Annotated in this window: 18 protein-coding genes; 12 read left to right on the top strand and 6 right to left on the bottom strand. The window is 30.7% G+C overall.

All coding sequences use genetic code 11. The features are described from left to right. The first annotated feature begins 140 nt into the window (after window positions 1–140). The 5 genes from F6464_RS06845 (at window position 141) to F6464_RS06825 (ending at window position 5,970) form a co-directional block, all read left to right on the top strand. Entirely contained in the window at window positions 141–974 is an 834-nt protein-coding gene (locus tag F6464_RS06845; RefSeq protein ID WP_151107049.1) for a hypothetical protein, read from the top strand. Beyond that, the gene (locus F6464_RS06840; protein ID WP_151107048.1) at window positions 967–2,028 is read left to right on the top strand and encodes a glycosyltransferase family 4 protein; all 1,062 of its coding nucleotides are present in this window, start codon (window positions 967–969) and stop codon (window positions 2,026–2,028) included. The genes F6464_RS06845 and F6464_RS06840 overlap by 8 nt, the downstream gene beginning before the upstream one ends. Then, window positions 2,025–3,170 carry a glycosyltransferase gene (locus F6464_RS06835; protein ID WP_151107047.1) on the top strand — a complete coding sequence of 382 codons (1,146 nt, stop codon included), beginning with the start codon at window positions 2,025–2,027 and terminating at the stop codon, window positions 3,168–3,170. Before F6464_RS06840 ends, F6464_RS06835 begins: the two co-directional genes overlap by 4 nt. A gap of 450 nt (window positions 3,171–3,620) precedes the next feature. Next, window positions 3,621–4,604: a UDP-glucuronic acid decarboxylase family protein gene (locus F6464_RS06830; protein WP_151107046.1), complete on the top strand. Its 984-nt coding sequence runs from the start codon at window positions 3,621–3,623 to the stop codon at window positions 4,602–4,604. Between the two features lies 1 nt (window position 4,605). Next, window positions 4,606–5,970, top strand: coding sequence for an undecaprenyl-phosphate glucose phosphotransferase (locus F6464_RS06825; protein ID WP_151107045.1), 1,365 nt, complete (start codon window positions 4,606–4,608; stop codon window positions 5,968–5,970). On the opposite strand, the gene F6464_RS06820 is transcribed toward F6464_RS06825, so the two are convergent. From F6464_RS06820 to F6464_RS06810, 3 genes are read right to left on the bottom strand one after another with little or no spacing between them, the layout of a single operon-like run. Further along, complete coding sequence (locus F6464_RS06820; RefSeq protein WP_151107044.1) at window positions 5,967–7,151, bottom strand: glycosyltransferase family 4 protein; 1,185 nt, start codon at window positions 7,149–7,151, stop codon at window positions 5,967–5,969. The genes F6464_RS06825 and F6464_RS06820 overlap by 4 nt on opposite strands. After that, the gene (wecB, locus tag F6464_RS06815; RefSeq protein ID WP_151107043.1) at window positions 7,151–8,239 is read right to left on the bottom strand and encodes a non-hydrolyzing UDP-N-acetylglucosamine 2-epimerase; all 1,089 of its coding nucleotides are present in this window, start codon (window positions 8,237–8,239) and stop codon (window positions 7,151–7,153) included. The genes F6464_RS06820 and wecB overlap by 1 nt, the downstream gene beginning before the upstream one ends. Window positions 8,240–8,243: 4 nt before the next feature. Beyond that, on the bottom strand, window positions 8,244–9,557 hold the full coding sequence (locus F6464_RS06810; protein WP_151107042.1) for a phenylacetate--CoA ligase family protein: 1,314 nt from the start codon (window positions 9,555–9,557) through the stop codon (window positions 8,244–8,246). A gap of 123 nt (window positions 9,558–9,680) precedes the next feature. On the opposite strand from F6464_RS06810, the gene purD reads away from it, so the two are divergent. Beyond that, window positions 9,681–10,955 (top strand): phosphoribosylamine--glycine ligase, encoded by a 1,275-nt coding sequence (gene purD / locus F6464_RS06805; protein ID WP_151107041.1) that lies wholly within the window; start codon window positions 9,681–9,683, stop codon window positions 10,953–10,955. Here the strand turns inward: purD and F6464_RS06800 are convergent. Further along, window positions 10,947–11,177 carry a DUF6341 family protein gene (locus F6464_RS06800; protein WP_151107040.1) on the bottom strand — a complete coding sequence of 77 codons (231 nt, stop codon included), beginning with the start codon at window positions 11,175–11,177 and terminating at the stop codon, window positions 10,947–10,949. The two genes, purD and F6464_RS06800, sit on opposite strands and share 9 nt — an antisense overlap. A 62-nt stretch (window positions 11,178–11,239) precedes the next feature. On the opposite strand from F6464_RS06800, the gene F6464_RS06795 reads away from it, so the two are divergent. Next, window positions 11,240–12,169: a DUF6427 family protein gene (locus tag F6464_RS06795; protein ID WP_151107039.1), complete on the top strand. Its 930-nt coding sequence runs from the start codon at window positions 11,240–11,242 to the stop codon at window positions 12,167–12,169. Here the strand turns inward: F6464_RS06795 and upp are convergent. Next, entirely contained in the window at window positions 12,164–12,817 is a 654-nt protein-coding gene (upp, locus tag F6464_RS06790) for a uracil phosphoribosyltransferase (protein WP_151107038.1), read from the bottom strand. The genes F6464_RS06795 and upp overlap by 6 nt on opposite strands. A gap of 100 nt (window positions 12,818–12,917) precedes the next feature. Between upp and F6464_RS06785 the strand changes: the two genes are divergently transcribed. Together F6464_RS06785 and F6464_RS06780 are read left to right on the top strand one after the other, a co-directional pair. Continuing rightward, window positions 12,918–13,523: a DUF4254 domain-containing protein gene (locus F6464_RS06785; protein ID WP_151107037.1), complete on the top strand. Its 606-nt coding sequence runs from the start codon at window positions 12,918–12,920 to the stop codon at window positions 13,521–13,523. A gap of 48 nt (window positions 13,524–13,571) precedes the next feature. Further along, window positions 13,572–14,582: a glycosyltransferase family 9 protein gene (locus F6464_RS06780; protein ID WP_151107036.1), complete on the top strand. Its 1,011-nt coding sequence runs from the start codon at window positions 13,572–13,574 to the stop codon at window positions 14,580–14,582. 49 nt (window positions 14,583–14,631) lie between these two features. Here F6464_RS06780 and F6464_RS06775 read toward each other — a convergent pair whose 3' ends face one another. Continuing rightward, window positions 14,632–15,684, bottom strand: coding sequence for a 2Fe-2S iron-sulfur cluster-binding protein (locus F6464_RS06775; protein ID WP_151107035.1), 1,053 nt, complete (start codon window positions 15,682–15,684; stop codon window positions 14,632–14,634). Between the two features lie 209 nt (window positions 15,685–15,893). Between F6464_RS06775 and porW the strand changes: the two genes are divergently transcribed. Genes porW through F6464_RS06760 form a run of 3 tightly spaced genes read left to right on the top strand, consistent with a single transcriptional unit; the run spans window position 15,894 to window position 19,393 of the window. Further along, on the top strand, window positions 15,894–18,776 hold the full coding sequence (gene porW / locus F6464_RS06770; RefSeq protein WP_225318036.1) for a type IX secretion system periplasmic lipoprotein PorW/SprE: 2,883 nt from the start codon (window positions 15,894–15,896) through the stop codon (window positions 18,774–18,776). Window positions 18,777–18,780: 4 nt separating this feature from the next. Beyond that, window positions 18,781–19,191 carry a bactofilin family protein gene (locus tag F6464_RS06765; protein WP_151107034.1) on the top strand — a complete coding sequence of 137 codons (411 nt, stop codon included), beginning with the start codon at window positions 18,781–18,783 and terminating at the stop codon, window positions 19,189–19,191. Beyond that, window positions 19,154–19,393, top strand: a complete 240-nt coding sequence (locus tag F6464_RS06760) for an AtpZ/AtpI family protein (RefSeq protein WP_151107033.1) — start codon at window positions 19,154–19,156, stop codon at window positions 19,391–19,393. Before F6464_RS06765 ends, F6464_RS06760 begins: the two co-directional genes overlap by 38 nt. Window positions 19,394–19,686: the final 293 nt, after the last annotated feature.

Genomic DNA, 19,686 nt, shown 5'->3' with positions numbered 1-19,686 from the left:
CATGTTTTTTAATACCAGAAGAACCTATAGGAATACTAATTAAATCATTGGGTTTTATATTTATACCACTATTATTTTATGTGAAAAAATTCAATAAAAGTGAAATTTTATATTTTGTCTATTCATTCTTGATTTTTCAAATGATTCATATTGTTTTTGAAGATTTTATAATGATTAAAGGAATTTATATAGACAACCTTAAAAGTTATGAAAGTCTTATATCTCTTGTTGAAAATAAATTTATTATTGAAAGACCATATTTTGCTTTGAATTGTCTGTTGGCAATCATATGCTCAAAATATCTGTATGATGAGAAAAAAATTAATTTTTTAGGAATTTTAACCATTTCACTAATTATTATCTTGAGTTTGCTTTTAATAGCAGCAAGACTAGCAATGGGAGTTTCAGTAATTATTTTTCTTATTATTTTAATTCAAGAGAAAAAAGTAAGAATAAAACATTATATTTTGTTGTTAGTTATTATAATAATTTCTATTTTAACTTTCGGAAAGCATGCTTTAGAAAGAATTACTTTTAAAGATGGGGAACCAAGAATTGCAATCTGGAATTGCGTAGCCTCTATAATAAAGTCAAACGAGTTCAATTATTTTGTAGGCGAATTTAGCAGTCAAAGAGTCAATAACAAATTAATTGTTTGTTATAATTCAAAACCCGTAAGCGAAGGACCTTATTGGTGGATTGGAAAAAAGAGATTTAATTATAATACACATAATCAGTTTCTTTGGTTTTTTACTAGCTATGGTATAATAGGATTAAGTTTATTTCTGTCAATATTTATTTTGCAAATTTTTAACTATTTTAAGAGAGCAAATTTTTATTCATTGTTGTTTGTTCTCGTTTTTTTCTCTCAGTCTGTATTTGAAAATATTTTGTGCAGGCAATTAGGAATCTACTTATTTGTATGGTTTAGTTATATATTGCTTTCAAAAAAAGAATTTTCTATTTATGAATAATAAAATTTATATAAACGGAAGGTTTTTAACTCAGGAACTGACGGGTGTTCAAAGAGTAGCTTCAGAAATAAGTCTACATCTTCAGAAACATTATAAAGAAAGGTTGATTTTTTTGTATCCTAATGAAGAAATTAAAAATAGTTATGCCAAAAAGTTCCAATGTGTAAAAATAGGGTTTTTGAAAGGACATTTATGGGAGCAAATAGAACTACCCTTATTTATGTACAAAAACCATGGAGATGTTTTATTGAATTTTTGCAATACAGCCCCAATTTTATTCAATAAGAATATAATTGTAATTCACGATATGGCGGTTAAACAAAGCCACGATTGGTTTGATTGGAAGTTTGTAAAATTATACAATTTCTTGTTTTTTTTTAATACAAAATTTGCCAAAAAGATTATTACTGTTAGTAATTTTTCAAAGAGTGAAATACTAAAATATTATCCAAAAACAATTGAATCTAAAATAGAAGTAATCTATTTAGCAAGTTTCATAGAACCAAAAGAAGAAAAAGCAGACAAAAGAAATTATTTTTTAACGATTGGTTCAATTAGTAAAAGGAAAAACCTTTTAACGATAATTAAAGCGTTTAAAAAATTAAATCCTAATAAATATTTTTTAAAAATTGTTGGAGGAACAAATAAAAAAATTTTTGATGTAGATTTGCCTTCTGATGATTTAAATATTGAGTATTTAGGTAATGTTTCTGATATTGAATTATATCAATTATTAGCTGAAGCTAAGGCAGTAATTAATGCTTCTGTTTATGAAGGTTTTGGACTTCCTCCTTTAGAGGCAATGAGCTTAAATACCCCCTGTATATTATCAAAAATTCCAGTTCATGAAGAATTATACGGACAAACAGCATTTTTTTTTGAACCATTAAATTCTATACAATTGACTCAAAAAATTGAAGAATTAACAAATTCAAATATTTATGAAAGTCTATGTATAAAATCATCACAGTTAGCCCAAAATTTTACTTGGGAAAAAACATCAAAAGATTATATTAAATGTATTGAATATTTAATAAGTGTATCAAAATTATGAAAAAAGCATTAATACATGATATTTTGATTCAAAACGGAGGCGCCGAAAAATGTTTAGAAAGTTTTACAAACATTTGGGAGGATTTTGATATTTATTCTTTGGTAGATTATTTGTCAAAAGAGGATAGAGAGCGAATGTTAAAAGGAAAACAATCCAAAACATCATTCCTACAAAACCTTCCTTTTTCAAAAAAACTGTTCAGGCATTATTTTGTTTTTTATCCTTATGCAATAGAGCAATTTGATTTCTCTGAATATGATGTAATAATAAGTTCTTCTTTTTCGGTTTGCAAAGGAATATTAACACGTCCAGATCAAATCCATATTGCTTATGTCCATTCTCCAGTTCGATATGCCTGGGATTTGTACCACCAGTACCTCAAAGAAGCTAATTTACAAAAAGGATTAAAAAGTATTCCCATAAAATGGATGCTACACTACTTAAGGAACTGGGATGCAGGAACAGCAAATCGTCCGGATTATTACATTGCAAATTCTAAATATGTGGCAAAAAGAATAAAAAAATTGTACAACAAAGAGTCTCTTGTCATATATCCGCCTGTAAATTGTTCTAATTTTACCTTAGGACATACCACAGCGGACTATTATTTTACAAGTTCTAGAATGGTTTCTTATAAAAAAATTAGTCTTATAGTTGAAGCGTTTTCCAAAATGCCAGAAAAAAAATTAATTGTAGGAGGTAATGGCCCCGAATTTGAAAAAATCAAAAAAATGGCCACTTCAAACATTGAAATACTAGGTTTTGTTGAATCAAATAAACTGCTCAGTTTAATGCAAAGTGCAAAAGCATTTGTCTTTGCCGCCCAAGAAGATTTTGGAATTGTACCTATAGAAGCCCAAGCCTGTGGGGTACCAGTAATAGCTTATGGAAAAGGAGGTGTTTTAGAAACAATTGTAGGTACATTTGCTACAGAACAAAATATAAAAGAGGGAGATACCGGAGTCTTTTTTGAAAAACAAACGGCTGAATCGTTAATAAATGCAGTTTTATATTTTGAAAAAAATATAGAAAAATTCAACAAAGAAGCTATTAGAAATCAAGCATTAAAGTTTGACACTAAAAGATTTGAAGCTGAAATAAAAGAAACAATAGAGAATATTATTGGCAAACATGAATTCTAAATATGTTTTCTGTTGTCTTTGAAAGGAGTATTTGATTGAAAAAATAAGCTAAATATATAACTGGCTTCGTCAGTTAGCTATTGCATTCGAGAGTTTAAAAACTTTGTAAATACCTAGTTTATTAAAACAGTGTCGGCGTTTGAATAGTTTTATTATTCAAAAAAAACACTAAATTCATTCACTTTGGTTCAAGAAACTCGTAAATAGTATTACAAATATAATTAATGATTTTACTCGCATTTCTTTTGAAATTGTAAATCATAAGTTTATTTTTGGCAAAATATTTATGTAAGTTATAAATGGTTTTCCTTGAGGGAAAAATAGATTTTTACAACTTTAAAAAACAAATCGAACTCATAATACAAAGCAATTTTTTACCTAAATAAAAAGTTAATATTTATATAATAAAAACACAATTTTTCCGTTATTTTAATTGCCAAACAAACAAAGATGAAGAGAATACTTATTACTGGAGCAGCAGGTTTTTTAGGATCACATTTGTGCGACCGTTTTATAGCCGAAGGATATTTTGTTATAGGAATGGACAATCTTATCACGGGCGATTTGAAAAATATTGAGCATTTGTTCAAACTCAAGAATTTTGAGTTTTATCATCATGACATTACCAAGTTCGTTCATGTGCCAGGAGAATTAGACTATATTCTGCATTTTGCTTCACCAGCAAGCCCTATCGATTATTTAAAAATCCCAATTCAAACCTTAAAGGTAGGTTCATTAGGAACACATAATCTTTTGGGTTTAGCTCGGGTAAAAAAAGCTAGAATCTTAATTGCATCAACTTCTGAAGTTTACGGAGATCCCTTGGTGCATCCGCAAACCGAAGAGTATTACGGAAATGTAAATACTATAGGGCCAAGAGGTGTTTATGATGAAGCCAAACGTTTTCAGGAATCTATAACTATGGCATACCACACTTTTCATGGCGTAGAAACCAGAATCGTTAGAATTTTCAATACTTATGGGCCAAGAATGCGATTGAATGACGGTAGAGTTATTCCAGCATTTATAGGACAAGCTTTGCGTGGAGAAGATTTAACTATTTTTGGTGATGGCATGCAAACCCGATCTTTTTGTTATGTTAACGATCAAGTAGAAGGTATTTTTAGATTACTACATTCTGATTATGTTTTCCCTGTTAACATTGGAAACCCAGATGAAATTACCATTAAGGATTTTGCAGAAGAGATTATTAAATTAACAGGAACCAATCAAAAAGTGGTATACCATCCTTTGCCAATAAACGATCCTTTGCAAAGACAACCAGATACTACAAAAGCAAAAGCGCTATTGGGATGGGAGGCAAAAGTAACTAGAAGTGAAGGAATGAAAATTACCTATGAGTATTTCAAATCATTGTCAACAGAAGCACTTTTAAAAGAAGAACACAAAGACTTTACAGGATTTATTCATTAATATGAATGCAGGGACAGGAAGATATTCTAAATATATTAGACCAATAAGTATTATTTTTGACTTGTTGGTATTATCTTTTTTGTGTCTATTTTTCTTCAAAGAATTAAATTTAAATAGTTTGTATTATTTAGCTTATCAAACCCTTGTTTGGGCTATTATTGCCTTTTCAATACAATTTTATGGTATTTATCGATTTACAACTCCCGTAGAAATTGCATCTAAAATTTTAAAGCAAGGCATGTTATTTTTATTGGTAATTATTGCTTTTTTTCCGTTTTCAAAAACAGTGTTGTTTAGTGGTAAAGCAATAGCCTATTTTATGGTGTCTAGTTTTATTTTGATTACCATTTTTAAATTTTTACTTTTTTATTATTTAAAGAAATATAGAGTTGTAACAGGAAGTAATTATAGAAGTGCCATAATTATTGGGTATACTCCAGAATCGATTCGATTAAAACAACTTTTTGAAACCCGAATCGACTATGGATACCGATTTTTGGGTTTTTTTTCTGATAAAAAATCAAATAGTTTCATTAAAGGTAAACTAGAGAATGTAAAATCTTTTGTTTTAGATAATGGTGTAAATGAAATTTATTGTTCTTTGAATGAAATCAATAACGAGCAAATAAAAGATTTGGTAGATTTTGCCGATGAAAACCGCAAAACAATAAAGTTTATTCCAGACACTAAAGAAATTTTCTCTAAGAATTTAAAAATAGATTATTATGAGATGTTTCCCGTTTTATCTTTACAAAAAACAACCCTACACGATCCTATAACCAAAGCATTTAAAAGAGTATTCGACATTTGCTTTTCATTAATAGTAATTTTTGGTTTATTGTCTTGGCTTATTCCATTACTTGCTATTTTAATTAAATTAGAATCAAGAGGTCCTATTTTTTTTAAACAAGGAAGACCGGGTATAGATGAAAAGGAATTTTTCTGTTATAAATTTCGATCTATGAAAATTAATAAAACAACAGAAATGGAAGCTTCTAAAAACGACCCACGTGTTACCAAAATCGGTCGATTTATAAGAAAAACCAGTATTGATGAAATGCCACAATTTATGAATGTTTTACTTGGAGAAATGTCCGTTGTAGGCCCAAGACCTCACCTTTGGTCACAAAACAAAATCTATGGTAATCGAATCAATAAATACATGATGCGGCATTATGTAAAACCAGGAATTACCGGATTGGCTCAAGTAAGAGGATTTCGAGGTGAAATCGAAACAGATGAAGATATGATTAACCGTATAAAATATGATGTTTTTTATATAGAAAATTGGTCTTTAATTTTAGATATAAAAATAATTATTCAAACCGTTTTTAATATTTTTAAAGGCGAAGAGAAGGCCTATTAAAACACTTGTGTTTTAATCAATTTTTCAATTTGAAGATCAAGATTAAAATGTGTTTTAGAATGTTCAAAAACCCTTTTTTTTATCAATTGAAGTTCTGATTTTTTTATCATTGAAATTTCTTTTAAAGTAGTATTTAGCGGGTTAAAGTGCATAACTTCTGCAATCCAACCTAAATCATTTTCTTTAACAATTGTTTCTCCCTCTCCTCCGCCAAAATAGAGTATAGGAATTCCTAAAGCACTATATTCAAATATTTTTGACGGTACTGAACCATAAATTCTTGTTTTTAATGGAACTAATGCAACGTCAAACGAATTTAATTTATTTATTAAATCATTTCTTTCTAACATTCCATGAAAAAAGATGTTCTTGGATGAATTATTTTGTAAGTATTTTTCAATTTGTGTTTTTTCTGCACCTTCTCCAAAAATGTGAAATTCAATGTTGAGATGTTCTAAATTTATTTTCTCGCAGACTTCTAAAACGCCTTGAGCTATTCCTAATAATCCCGCATAAAATAATTTAATCGTAGCGTTTTCAGTAGTTTTTAATTCAAAATCTTGTAATTCAAAATCGGGATAATTGCGATATAAATGACATTCTTTATTAGGAAAAAATTGATGAATATGAGTAATAATTTCATTAGATTGACCTAAAATTACGGTAGCCTTTTTGTAAATAAATCGTTCCAAAAACTGGGATATTTTATGTGAAAATGAATTCACTTTCAGAGCTTTTAATTCTATTGCTGCCAATGGCCAAAGATCAGAGACATTTAGAATTATTTTTTTTCGCTTTAAAGATAAAATTAAAACACTAATAAACGAAAGCAATAACGGTGGCGATTGTACTACCACTTTTTTTGGTGTTTTTTTTAACAATAAGTAAAAAAACAGTCCAAAAGAAAATGATAAAACAGACAGAATTCGAACAAAAATCCCAGCACTATTACTCGGATAAATCCAAAGTCGTTTGACTCGAATATTTTGCAGGTTTTCTTCAACAAAAAGCTTACCTCTGTATTCTGGAAACAAAACGCCCTTAGGGTAATTTGCTAACGGACAAAGTACTGATACCACATAATTATTTTGATGTAATTTTAGTGCTAATTGCTCAATTCTGTTGGCTGCGGCACCTTTTTCTGGAGGATAATAATTAGATATTATTAGTATTTCTTCCATTACTTTTCTCCTAATATGATAGAAATAATTCGTTCAGATGCTTTTCCGTCCCATAGCTCAGGGATGCCGCTTTTTCGTTTACCGTTTTCGAGAAATGAGCTATAAATATCTTCTAGCTTTTGTATAGAAACACCAACTAAAGTGTTTGTTCCTATGGTTTGTGTTTCGGGTCTTTCGGTATTTTCTCTTAATGTAAAGCAAGGAATTCCCAAAACGGTCGTTTCTTCAGAAATCCCTCCAGAATCTGTAATGACTGCAAATGAATTTTTAACTAAGTACATAAATGCTAAATACCCTTGAGGTTCAACAAAATGTATATTTTTAAACTCTAAAACTGATGTTCCAAGTATTGCTTTTGTTCGTGGATGAATAGGGAAAACTACTTTTTTGTCTTTAGCCAAAATATCAATTGCCAACAATAATTTATTCAAAAATTGTTCTTCATCTACATTTGATGGGCGATGTAAGGTTAGGATAATATAATTTTCAGTTTCTAATTGATACTCTTCCCAAAAATTAGGTTTTGTAATCCTATGCAAATTTTGATATAAAGTATCAATCATCACATTACCCACAAAATGAATTTTAGATGTATCGGTACCATACTGTATAAGATTTTCACTAGCCCAAGTTGAGGTGGTAAAAAAATAATCAGAAATACTATCAGTTACGATTCGATTTATTTCTTCAGGCATTGTCATATCGCCAGATCTGATTCCCGCTTCAACGTGTGCGACTTTAATGTTTAGTTTTTTAGCCACGATAGCACAAGCCATAGTCGAATTGACATCACCAACAACAAGAACTAAATCGCAAAGATTTTCTAATAATTCTTCTTCAAAAGCAACCATAATTGCAGCCGTTTGAACAGATTGTGATCCGCTTTTAACTTCTAAATTGCAGTTGGGTTCAGGAATATTGAGTTCTTCGAAAAAAGTAGCGCTTAAGTTTTTATCATAGTGCTGACCAGTATGTACTAATCGAAAAGAAATAGTTGCGCCTTCATTTTGCTTTTTCTCAATCGCTTTAATAATAGGAGCAATTTTAATAAAATTAGGTCGTGCGCCAGCAACTATTGTAATTTTCATATTTCTAATTTACTAATGAAACGAACTGTTTTAATTTTCCACTAACGCCTCTTTCTAAAACTCCTTTTCGAGTAAAAATATACTTCAAATTAGGTTCTAAATAGTCTGAAAACACTTTTTCAATAGTTTTAATTTCTGCTTTTTTTAAAGGCATTTCACTAGTATATTGAATTTCAAAAGTATCTGTTTTTGTTTGTATTATGACAAATTCTTTTACATTTCCGTCATCTCCAAATAATTTTTTGGTTATAGAATAGAATGTCATACCAGGAGAAGTCTTGCCACTTGGTAGAATGGCAATATCATTAGTACGTCCAATTAATTTTTTAAGGATAGGTTTTTTAAGGGTACTCTTTTCGTCTAAAACACCATAATCTCCTACTTCATAACGAATAAAAGGATGTGCTTTATTATAAAGACTTGTTATCACAATTCTACCTTCTTTTCCGTAAGGGAGAGGTTGGTCATTCTCGTCTAATATTTCTACAAACAAAGTTTCGGCATTTACTTGCCATTTATTTTCGGGGTTTTGAAAAGCGATAATATCCAATTCAGCGGCTCCATATTCGTTTATTATTGGAACGCCAAGATATTCTTCCAGTAAAAGTTTATCTTCTTCAAATAGCATTTCAGAAGTGACAATACATGCTTTTAGTGTAGGGCATATTTTAGTTAATACAAGACGTCTTTTTTTTAAGTGCTTAGCCAATAAAACAATTGAACTTGTATATCCGTTGATGTAATCGAATTTCTTTTTCTTAAAAACTTTAATAATTTCTTCTAAGCCTATAAAGGATAAATCAAATATATTAAAACGATATCTTCTACTGAAAAAGTCCTTAATGCGCAATTTTTTATTGGCTATAAAACTTAACGGCATGCCATAAAATCGAGCTTGAAAGGAACGGTTGCAATCTATATTATACCAAGCGAAGCGTCTCATAATATTTGCCCAAATCATGGCGTGGCATAATTTGTCTTTGGCAAAAACTAAAGGATCACCACTAGATCCCGATGTTGAGTTAATATAAATGTTTCTTTTAGAAAACCCTTTTGAAAGCCTTTCTTTTAAAGGCCTTTGAAAATCGATTTTTTTTAGTATTGGAATTTCTTCCCATTTTTCGAAAGTAGATTTTCCAACAAAATTTTGGTAAAACGAATTGTTTTCTAAATGGAAATTAACAATATCAGACTTTCTTGCCGATAAAAAATCAGCATAATCATCTTCTGAAACAGCCAAAATTTCATTTAGTTTTTCTTTTGCTTTCTCAATTGGAAAGCCATTTAATTTTAATGAAAGAGTAAAAAGCTTAAACACCTAGGTTAATTTTTATACAAAAGTAATACATAGCTACAACTATCAAACAACAAATTTTTAAAAAATGTTATTGATTACATCTAAAAGCGATTATTTTTGCATTTCACAACTTACTACAAAACAATGACAATTTTATTACTTGGTTCAGGAGGAAGAGAACATGCTTTTGCCTGGAAAATGCTTCAAAGTTCACTTTGTACAAAACTATTTGTTGCTCCTGGAAATGCTGGCACAGAATCTATTGCAATAAATGTAAATATTAGTCCAACTGATTTCGAATCTATAAAGAGATTTGTACTACAGGAAAATATTGAAATGGTAGTTGTTGGTCCAGAAGATCCATTGGTAAAAGGAATTTTTGATTTTTTCGAAAATGATACCGATTTAAAACACATTCCTGTTATTGGACCTTCTAAAATAGGAGCACAATTAGAAGGAAGCAAAGAATTTGCTAAAGAGTTTTTAGTAAGACATCAAATTCCAACAGCGGCTTATCATAGTTTTACTAAAGAAACTGTAGAAAATGGATGTCGTTTTCTAGAAAAATTACAACCTCCATACGTTTTAAAAGCTGATGGATTGGCTGCAGGAAAAGGCGTTTTAATTATTCAGGATTTATCAGAAGCTAAGGATGAATTAAGAAATATGCTTGTGAATGAAAAGTTCGGAGAAGCAAGTTCAAAAGTGGTAATTGAAGAATTTTTAGATGGAATAGAATTGAGTTGTTTTGTATTGACTGATGGGAAAAACTATAAAATTTTACCAACTGCTAAAGATTATAAGCGCATAGGTGAAGGCGATACGGGGTTAAATACGGGTGGTATGGGTGCTGTTTCTCCCGTGCCGTTTGTAGATGACATCTTATTAGAAAAAATAGAAACTCGAATTGTGAAACCCACGATAGAGGGATTGCAAAAGGACGGAATAGTTTATAAAGGGTTTGTGTTTATTGGTCTTATAAATGTAAAAGGCGAACCAATTGTTATTGAATACAATGTAAGAATGGGAGATCCAGAGACAGAAGTAGTAATACCAAGATTAAAATCGGATTTGGTAGAATTGTTTGTTGCGGTTGCCAATGAAAAACTAGATGAAGTTTCTCTAGAGATTGATTCGAGAAGCGCAACAACTATAGTTTTAGTTTCAGGCGGTTATCCAGAAGATTTTGAAAAAGGCAAAGTAATTTCAGGTATCGAAAATGTAACAGATTCGATCGTATTTCATGCAGGGACAAAATTAGAAGATAATTTTGTAGTTAGTAATGGAGGAAGGGTACTGGCGGTTACCTCTTACGGGGATGATTTTCAAGAAGCCATAAAAAAATCGTATCAAAGTATAGATAAGCTACATTTTGATACGATGTATTTTAGAAAAGATATTGGCTTTGACTTACTTTAAGAAAGAATGTGCCGTTGTATCTTGGTTTTCTTCGTTGTTTTCTTCGTGTAATTTCAATTGTTTTATCCAATATACCATCGCTACTGAACAAATAATCATAAAAATCCAATTGATACCGTTAGCTATAAACCAATGTTCTAGTTCAAGTTTTCTTAAATAGTCTTGAGGAATAAAAAAGATATTCTCAAATAACCACTGTATTCCTTCAAAAAATGCTCTCATAAATTTAAAATTATTTTTAAACAAGTATTATATTTACATTTACAAAAGTATAAAATATCCTTATGTTTACAAGTCTTTTTCGAAAATCTACTCCATTAAATTATTCAATAGTAATTTTAGGGGTGATTTTATTCTATTTTTTGGTTCAAATTCACTTTGTAACTAATGATCTAACAAGTATAAATGCGATAGAAAAAGTTGTTTTGTTAGCTATAATTTTTGGTTCTATTTTTACAACAAACTTCATTGTTAAGAAAAACGGATTGAGTAAAGACAGTGCCTATACCGTTTTTTTTTACCTTTTATTGCTATTGTTTTTTCCAAATGTATGGAATAACACTAGCTTACTAATTTCTAATTTTTTCATTCTTCTTTCATTGCGACGATTAGTTTCATTACAATCATTAAAAACACCAAAGGAAAAAATTTTCGACGCTTCATTATGGGTTTTTGTTGCGGCAATGTTTCATTTTTGGAGTATTATTTACATCATTTTGGTATTTATTGCCATCCTTTTTCACGCCGCTAGAGATTATAGAAATTGGTTTTTACCTTTTATAGCCTTCTTTACAGCATCCTCTCTCTTTTTATTATTTGCTTTAATTTTTGATAAGAGTTGGATTAGTCAATTGCTTTCTGAAATGGCAGTAAATTATAAAATTGACTATTTTGTAAAAACGTCACAAAATTTGGCTTTGTCGGTTTACGCAACTATTGGTTTGTTTTTTGTGATTTCGCTTTTAATGTCAATGTCTAACAGACCTTTAATGCTACATACTTCGTATAAAAAGATGCTTTGGGCCTTTTTTATAGGCATAACTGTTTATGTAATATCTTCAAATAAAAGCAATGACTTATTAGTTTTTACAGTTGCTCCTCTGGCCGTTATGATAACAAGTTATGTAGAAATGGCACAAATAAAATGGCAAAAAGAAGTTATTATAATTTTTTTAATTTTAAGCGGATTTACTACTTTTTTCTCCCAATTATAATTTATTTCCGTAAGCTAAATCTCCTGCATCTCCTAACCCAGGAATAATATAATTTTTATCATTTAGTTTTTCATCTAGAGTAGCGATCCATAAATGACAGTGGTCTGGCAGATGGGTTTTAAGATAAGCAATACCCTCAGGAGCAGCTATAATAACGGCAATGTGGATTTCCTTGGGCAATCCTTTTTGCATTAGTTTTTCATAAACTGCAACCATAGATTGCCCAGTAGCTAACATTGGGTCTATCAATAATAATGTTTTATTTTCGATGTTTGGAACGGCTTGATATTCTACTAAAATATCAAACGAAGCATCATTGTTAGCATGATGCCTGTAGGCAGAAACAAAACCGTTTTCTGCAGCATCAAAATAATTTAAAAAACCTAAATGCAACGGCAATCCCGCTCTAAGTATAGAACACAACACTAATTTGTCTGAAATCTCAGTGGTTTTTTTAATTCCAAGCGGTGTTTGAATTTCTACATCAGAATAATGTAAATCTTTACTAAGTTCATACGCCATCACTTCACCAATACGTTCTACATTTCTTCGAAAACGCATGCTGTCATTTTGAATGTTTACATTTCTAATTTGTCCCAAAAAATGATTGAGGATACTGTTTTCGTCCGATAAGTAATGTATTTGCATAATTCGAATGTAAGATTATTTTTTTACTTTTTAATAGTAAAAGTTTTTTATAAACCATAAAAGTATAAAAAGTATCTTTGTCTTTTTAATAATTAAAGATATGTTTTCAAAATTAGCTTATTCTGTATTTGAACAAAGTATTCAAGATTATCATCAATTTGATGATGTTAACCAACCCATTAACAATCCTTTTCCGAAAGATAAGTTCGAACATTTACTATATCTAAAAAACTGGATAGACACTGTCCAATGGCATTATGAGGATATTATTCGCGATCCAAATATCGATCCTGTTGTTGCATTAACTTTGAAAAGAAAGATCGATGCATCCAATCAGGAACGCACAGATATGGTTGAATATATAGATGGTTATTTTCTTAACAAATACAGCACAGTAAATGTAAGAGATACTGCAAAAATCAATTCTGAAAGTCCTGCTTGGGCCTTTGATAGATTATCGATATTGGCTTTAAAAATTTACCACATGAAAGAAGAAGCTACTCGCGCAGAAGCTACTCAAGATCATAGAGACAAGTGCCAAGCCAAATTAAACATTCTTTTAGAGCAAAGAACCGATTTGTCTATAGCTATTGATGATTTATTAAATGATATTGAAAACGGTGACAAATTCATGAAAGTGTACAAGCAAATGAAAATGTACAATGATGACGAGTTGAATCCTGTTTTGTATCAGGGTAAGAAATAATTTTATTTGACATCTAAATTGTCGAACCCCCCCCAACATATAGCCGTTATGAGACTTTCCGCAATGGGAGATGTCGCCATGACGGTTCCTGTTTTAAGAGCGTTTGTACAGCAACATCCTGAAATTAAAATCACGGTAATTTCACGACCATTTTTCAAACCTTTTTTTGACAGCATTCCCAACGTTTCTTTCTTTGCTTTTGATGAAAAAAAGCGACACAAAGGATTTTTTGGATTGTTGAGATTATTCCAAGATTTAAGAGTTTTACAGATAGATGCTTTTGCCGATTTGCACAATGTTTTACGTTCTAAAGTTATAAGAACTTTATTTGCTTGGAGCGGAAAAATCACCGCCACAGTTGACAAAGGCAGAGCGGAAAAAAAAGCATTAACGCGTGCAAAAAACAAGATTTTCAAGCCATTACCAACCCTATTCGAAAGGCATGTGAAAGTGTTTAATATACTTGGTTTCACAGTAGATTTATCCAATCCAATATTTCCTCTAAAACAAACTTTAGATTCTGAAACAATCCATTTAATTGGAGAAAAACATGGAAAATTAATTGGGATTGCGCCTTTTGCACAATACGATTCTAAAGTATATCCCATTGATTTAATGCAAAAAGTTGTTGATGAATTAGCATTAAATAAAAACTACTCGATATTGCTTTTTGGTGGTGGGAAAAAGGAAATTGAACTTTTGAATTCGCTTTCAAAAAACAAACAGAATGTTATTGTTGTTGCAGGAAAAATAAAATTGGAACAAGAATTACAGCTTATATCCAATTTATCAATTATGCTGAGTATGGATTCTGGAAACGCACATATTGCCGCTATGCTTGGCGTAAATACTATTACACTTTGGGGAGCAACACATCCTTTTGCTGGTTTTTCACCGTTCAACCAAACTTTCGAAAACGCCTTGGTTTCTGATAGAAATGTATTTCCAAAATTACCGACTTCGGTGTATGGGAATAAAAAAGTGGAAGGGTATGAAGAAGCGATGAGAACAATAAAGCCAGAAACAATTGTTGAAAAAATCACGAGTGCATTAAAATAAAAAACTTCCCTTTTCAGAGAAGTTTTCAATTCATATATTTTTAACGCCGTTAAACATCATCATAATCTATAGCAATACTTTCAGAAGTAGGATGTGCTTGGCAGGTAAGAATTAAACCTTCGGCGATTTCGCTATCAGTAAGAATAGAGTTTTTAGACATTTCAGCAGTTCCTGATGTAATTCTGGCCAAACAACTGCTACAAATCCCGCCTTGACAGGAATAAGGAGCATCGATTCCTTGTTTTAAAGCCGCTTCAAGAATGGTTTGTTTTTGCGACATTTCGAATGATGTTTCATCACCATCTACTAAAATCGTGATTTTTGAATGGCCTCCTAAGGATTTCTCTATTTTGTTTTCGCCAGTTGAAGTAGAAAATAATTCAATTTTTATTGCCGATTCTTTAATGTTACGTTCTTTTAAAACAGTAGAAACGGTGTTAATCATTTCTTCTGGACCGCACAAGTAAAATTTATCAAATTGCAAAGCTGCGTGTTTGTTATTCATGACAAAATTCACTGTCGATTTATCAATACGGCCAAAAAGCTCATTATCAACTTTAGCCTGACTGTATACATAATGAATAAAAAAGCGACCAACATATTTTAGATGTAAATCGTGCAATTGTTGATGAAAAATAGTTTCTTCAGGATTTTTATTACCGTAAACCAAGACAAAAGTACTTTTAGGCTCTTGGCTCAATACATTTTGAATAATAGAGAATACAGGAGTGATTCCGCTACCAGCTGCAAATGCCATATAGTTTCTTAAACGATTCGCATCGGGCTCAAAAGTAAATTTTCCTTCAGGAGTTCCCACTTCGAGAGTATCTCCTGCTTTTAATTTTGAGTTAGCAAATGCTGAAAAAACTCCGTTTTTTACTTCCTTTATAGCGATTCTTAGTTCACCACTTTCTGGCGAAGAACAAATAGAATAGGCACGACGAATTTCTTGTCCGTCAAGAGTGAGTTTTAAATTGAGGTATTGACCAGCAATAAAACGATAAAATTCTTTAAATTCTAACGGAACATTAAATAAAACAGATACTGCAGATGGGGTTTCGCGACGAACTTCTTTAATGTTTAATTTATAAAATGATGACATGTAGAATAATTTTTGGCAAATGTACGAAATGGAAAAGATTTCTAAAAAAGATATTTGTCAAGTTTTTAGGGCTATCTTAAGTAAAAGTAATTTTTATACGTTTTAATCTTTTTGGGTATAATTTTCGCCATGTAAAAAAGAAACGTATTTTTACCAGTCATTATACTAAATTTGCCTTTTAAAAGTTTTAAGATTAAAACCGTTTCAAATTGAAAACCACTTCGCTAAAATATTGTTCTGTTATAATTGTTATTGTACTTTTAATTGCATGTTCTACTAAAAAAGACACGTTTTTATCTAGAAATTCGCATGCATTAAGTACAGAGTATAATATTTTATACAACGGGGGAGTAGCTTTAGATAAAGGAATCCTCGATTTAAAAGCACAATACAAAGACAATTTTTGGGAACGATTGCCAATAGAAAGAATGCAAATTAACAAAGAGGCTATTCTTCCTGGGCAAACCGCTGCAAATCCTAATTTTGAACGAGCTGAAACCAAAGCCATAAAAGCCATTCAAAAACACTCTATGAATATTGCTGGCTCAGAGAGAAATCCTCAAATAGATGAAGCGCACTTAATGCTAGGAAAAGCGAGGTATTATGATCAAAGATTTGTTCCCGCTTTAGAAGCCTTCAATTATATTCTATACAAATACCCAAATAGTGATAAAATTTATGAAGCAAAAGTGTGGAGAGAAAAAACCAATATCCGAATGGATAATGATGCTTTAGCGGTAAAAAATTTGAGCAAACTACTTAAAGAAATAAAATTTAAAGATCAAATTTTTGCCGATGCAAATGCCATTTTATCGCAAGCTTTTTTAAATCTTGAACAAAAAGACAGCGCAATAGCCAAATTAAAATTAGCGAAAGAGTTTACGAAACAAAAAGAAGAAAAAGCAAGATATCATTTTATTTTAGGGCAATTATATGAAGAATTAGGTTATAAAGACAGTGCTTTTGCAGAATTTCAATCCATTATCGAAATGAAAAGAAAAGCAGCCAAACAATATGTTATTCAAGCTCATGCCAAGCAAGCCCAACAATTTGATTTTGAAAAAGGCGATACAGTAGCTTTTCTTAAAAAATTCAACAATTTGCTAAAAGACAGAGAAAACAGACCCTTTCTTGATGTTTTAAATCATCAGATGGCTTTGTTTTATGATAAACGAAATAAACACGACATTGCTAAAAAGTATTATAATAGTTCATTAAAAACGAAATCGCAAGATCAATATCTTGTTGCCTCAAATTATAGAAATATAGCGGATATTTACTTTAAAAAAGCCAAATACGTAACGGCAGGAAAATATTTTGATAGCACTTTAGTGCAACTAAATGCTAGATCTAGAGAATATAAAGCGATAAAAAAGAAAAGAGAAAATTTAGTTGATGTAATAAAATATGAAGGTGTTGCGACACGAAACGACAGTATTATAAAGGTATACTTTTTATCAGATAAAGAAAAAGTTACTTATTACGAGAATTATATTATTCAATTAAAAAAAGAAGAAGAGGCTAAAAAACTTTTAAAGGAAAAAGAAGAGAAACAAAATGAAAATCAAGCAGGTCTAGAAGGACAAGACCCTGTAGACTCTAATGGAAGGTCACTGAATAGAAACAAATTTGAACCAGAAAGAAATGCTTTAGCACCTCCTACTGATAGAAATGCTTCTAAATTATTTTCTCAAAGTAATTTCTATTTTTATAATCCAACGACAGTTGCATTTGGTAAAAATGAGTTTCGAAAAAAGTGGGGCAATCGTCCACTAAAAGAAAATTGGCGATTATCATCGGCTGTAGCAATTAAAGAAAACACGACCGATGTCGCTCAAGACAGTATTGCCGAAAATTCGAAAGTAGATAAAATAGAGGAAAAATACAATCCTGAATTTTATATCAAACAACTTCCGAAAACGCAAATCGAAATTGACAGTATTGCTAAAGAACGCAATTTTGCCTATTATCAATTAGGAAGTATTTACAAAGAAAAGTTTAAAGAATACAAATTAGCGGCGAATAAATACGAGCAACTTTTGGTTAACAAACCAGAGGAACGTTTAGTGCTTCCTAGTATGTATAATTTATTTAAAATTTACGAAATAATCGATAGCGAGAAGGCTTTGGCTATGAAAAACAGAATTATTTCTCAATTTCCAAATTCTAGATATGCTCAAATTATTGGAAAAACGGAAGCATCAACTGCCGATTTAACTGAAACGCCTTCAGAAAATTATAATAGATTATATAAATTAGTAGAAAAAGGAGATTATAAAACCATTTTAGCAGCATCTGAAAAAGCTATAAATCAGTATACTGGAGAAGAAGTTGTTCCCAAATTTGAATTGTTAAGAGCATTCATGATAGGTAGAATAAAAGGATTGGAAGAATTTAAAAAAGCATTAAATTTTGTAGCTTTAAATTATCCAAATGACGATGAAGGAAAGCGTTCAGAATTGTTATTAGCAACAGATGTTCCTAAATTTGAAAGTTTACGATTTTATCAAGCCAAACCTTTGGGCTGGAAAATTATATACAAGGCAGCTGGTCCAGACGACAAAAATACAGTTCTACTTAAAGATAAAATTAAAAAATTTATTACCGACAGAGATTTTGCGAAAATTAAAATGTCATTCGATATTTATACGATGGATAAAAATTTTATCGTTATTCATGGCATGAAAACTGAAGAATATGCTAACGGAATTGCCTCTATTTTAAAAGAGTTTAAAGAGTATAAAGTTCAAGACAAAGCCTATATTATTTCAAGTGATAATTATAAGATAGTTCAAATTAAGAAAAATTTCGAAGAATATTTAAATACAGATCCTTTAGCTCCAGTAGTTCCAGCTCCAGTAGAGCAAAGCCAAAGTTCAAATCCAAATCCAAATTCGAACCTGAACCTAATCCAAAATCCAGATTCAAACCAAATTAATCCAGACGAGGGCAATATTCCAACACCACAAATGGGCGCGCCAGATTCTATAGAGGGCGATGATTCAATTTTAAACATGCTTCCCCCTAGTGCTCCAGAGGACGAGACAGATCCTACCCAAGAAATACCAGTTATACCAAAAGGAAAAAAGTAAAAAAATGTTTGATAAAAATCCGAAATCATATACCGATCTCTTAGGAAAAACCAACAGAATCGTGGAAGGAACTACCATTCATGGCGACATCCTGTCACCAGCTGATTTTAGATTAGACGGTCATTTAGTTGGAAATTTTCAATCGAAAGGCAAAATAGTCATTGGGCCAGCAGGAAGTATAAAGGGAGATATTATTTGTAAAAATGCCGATATTGAAGGGCGATTTGAAGGAAAAATACAAGTAATAGAAATTCTAAATATAAAATCGAAAGCAAGTATTCATGGTGAAGTAATTTGCGGAAAACTTTCAGTAGAACCAGGAGCCGAATTTAGCGCAACTTGTGTTATGAAACCAAATGTAAAAACCCCAATTACAAATGACATTCAACAAAGACCCGAAGAAAAAATCCAATAATAAGTGGTTGGCTCTTATTAATATACCAATACAAATGGGGGTAATAGTTTTTGGGTTTTCCTATTTAGGGAGCTGGCTAGATATGAAGTACTCCAATTCGCATAATATATATGTTAAAATATTAACTTTAGTAGGAGTTGCACTTTCTTTTTATAACATCAACAGACAACTTAAGGATATCAATAAATCTTCTGATGAATAATGATACAATTAAAAAAGCACCAACCCATTTTAGAGTTAATAATTATCTCATTTATAGCTTATCTTATTCACAAATTATTTTTTTTCATTAAAGGAAACAGTTTTGGGTTTCAAAATTTTCACTACTCAATAGAAGCCATTTATTTATTTTTTTTAGTTTGTTCAACTGTATTACTTTTTATTCTTATTATAGTTAAGTCTAAGAATATAGATAATGTAGGATATACCTTTCTCTTAATCACTTGTATTAAAATGGTAATTGCCTACATTGTTCTTTTGCCTATTTTGAATGCC

The organism is Flavobacterium luteum (assembly GCF_008806775.1).
Classification (GTDB): domain Bacteria; phylum Bacteroidota; class Bacteroidia; order Flavobacteriales; family Flavobacteriaceae; genus Flavobacterium; species Flavobacterium luteum.
The sequence above is the reverse complement of the archived record's forward strand: the minus strand, read 5'-3'. Positions and strand labels throughout refer to the sequence as shown.

Coding starts and splice junctions, on each gene's coding strand:
- F6464_RS06845 (WP_151107049.1), top strand. CDS start 141: ATGATTCATATTGTTTTTGAAGATTTTATAATGATTAAAGGAATTTAT.
- F6464_RS06840 (WP_151107048.1), top strand. CDS start 967: ATGAATAATAAAATTTATATAAACGGAAGGTTTTTAACTCAGGAACTG.
- F6464_RS06835 (WP_151107047.1), top strand. CDS start 2,025: ATGAAAAAAGCATTAATACATGATATTTTGATTCAAAACGGAGGCGCC.
- F6464_RS06830 (WP_151107046.1), top strand. CDS start 3,621: ATGAAGAGAATACTTATTACTGGAGCAGCAGGTTTTTTAGGATCACAT.
- F6464_RS06825 (WP_151107045.1), top strand. CDS start 4,606: ATGAATGCAGGGACAGGAAGATATTCTAAATATATTAGACCAATAAGT.
- F6464_RS06820 (WP_151107044.1), bottom strand. CDS start 7,151: ATGGAAGAAATACTAATAATATCTAATTATTATCCTCCAGAAAAAGGT.
- wecB (WP_151107043.1), bottom strand. CDS start 8,239: ATGAAAATTACAATAGTTGCTGGCGCACGACCTAATTTTATTAAAATT.
- purD (WP_151107041.1), top strand. CDS start 9,681: ATGACAATTTTATTACTTGGTTCAGGAGGAAGAGAACATGCTTTTGCC.
- F6464_RS06800 (WP_151107040.1), bottom strand. CDS start 11,177: ATGAGAGCATTTTTTGAAGGAATACAGTGGTTATTTGAGAATATCTTT.
- F6464_RS06795 (WP_151107039.1), top strand. CDS start 11,240: ATGTTTACAAGTCTTTTTCGAAAATCTACTCCATTAAATTATTCAATA.
- upp (WP_151107038.1), bottom strand. CDS start 12,817: ATGCAAATACATTACTTATCGGACGAAAACAGTATCCTCAATCATTTT.
- F6464_RS06785 (WP_151107037.1), top strand. CDS start 12,918: ATGTTTTCAAAATTAGCTTATTCTGTATTTGAACAAAGTATTCAAGAT.
- F6464_RS06780 (WP_151107036.1), top strand. CDS start 13,572: ATGAGACTTTCCGCAATGGGAGATGTCGCCATGACGGTTCCTGTTTTA.
- F6464_RS06775 (WP_151107035.1), bottom strand. CDS start 15,684: ATGTCATCATTTTATAAATTAAACATTAAAGAAGTTCGTCGCGAAACC.
- F6464_RS06765 (WP_151107034.1), top strand. CDS start 18,781: ATGTTTGATAAAAATCCGAAATCATATACCGATCTCTTAGGAAAAACC.
- F6464_RS06760 (WP_151107033.1), top strand. CDS start 19,154: ATGACATTCAACAAAGACCCGAAGAAAAAATCCAATAATAAGTGGTTG.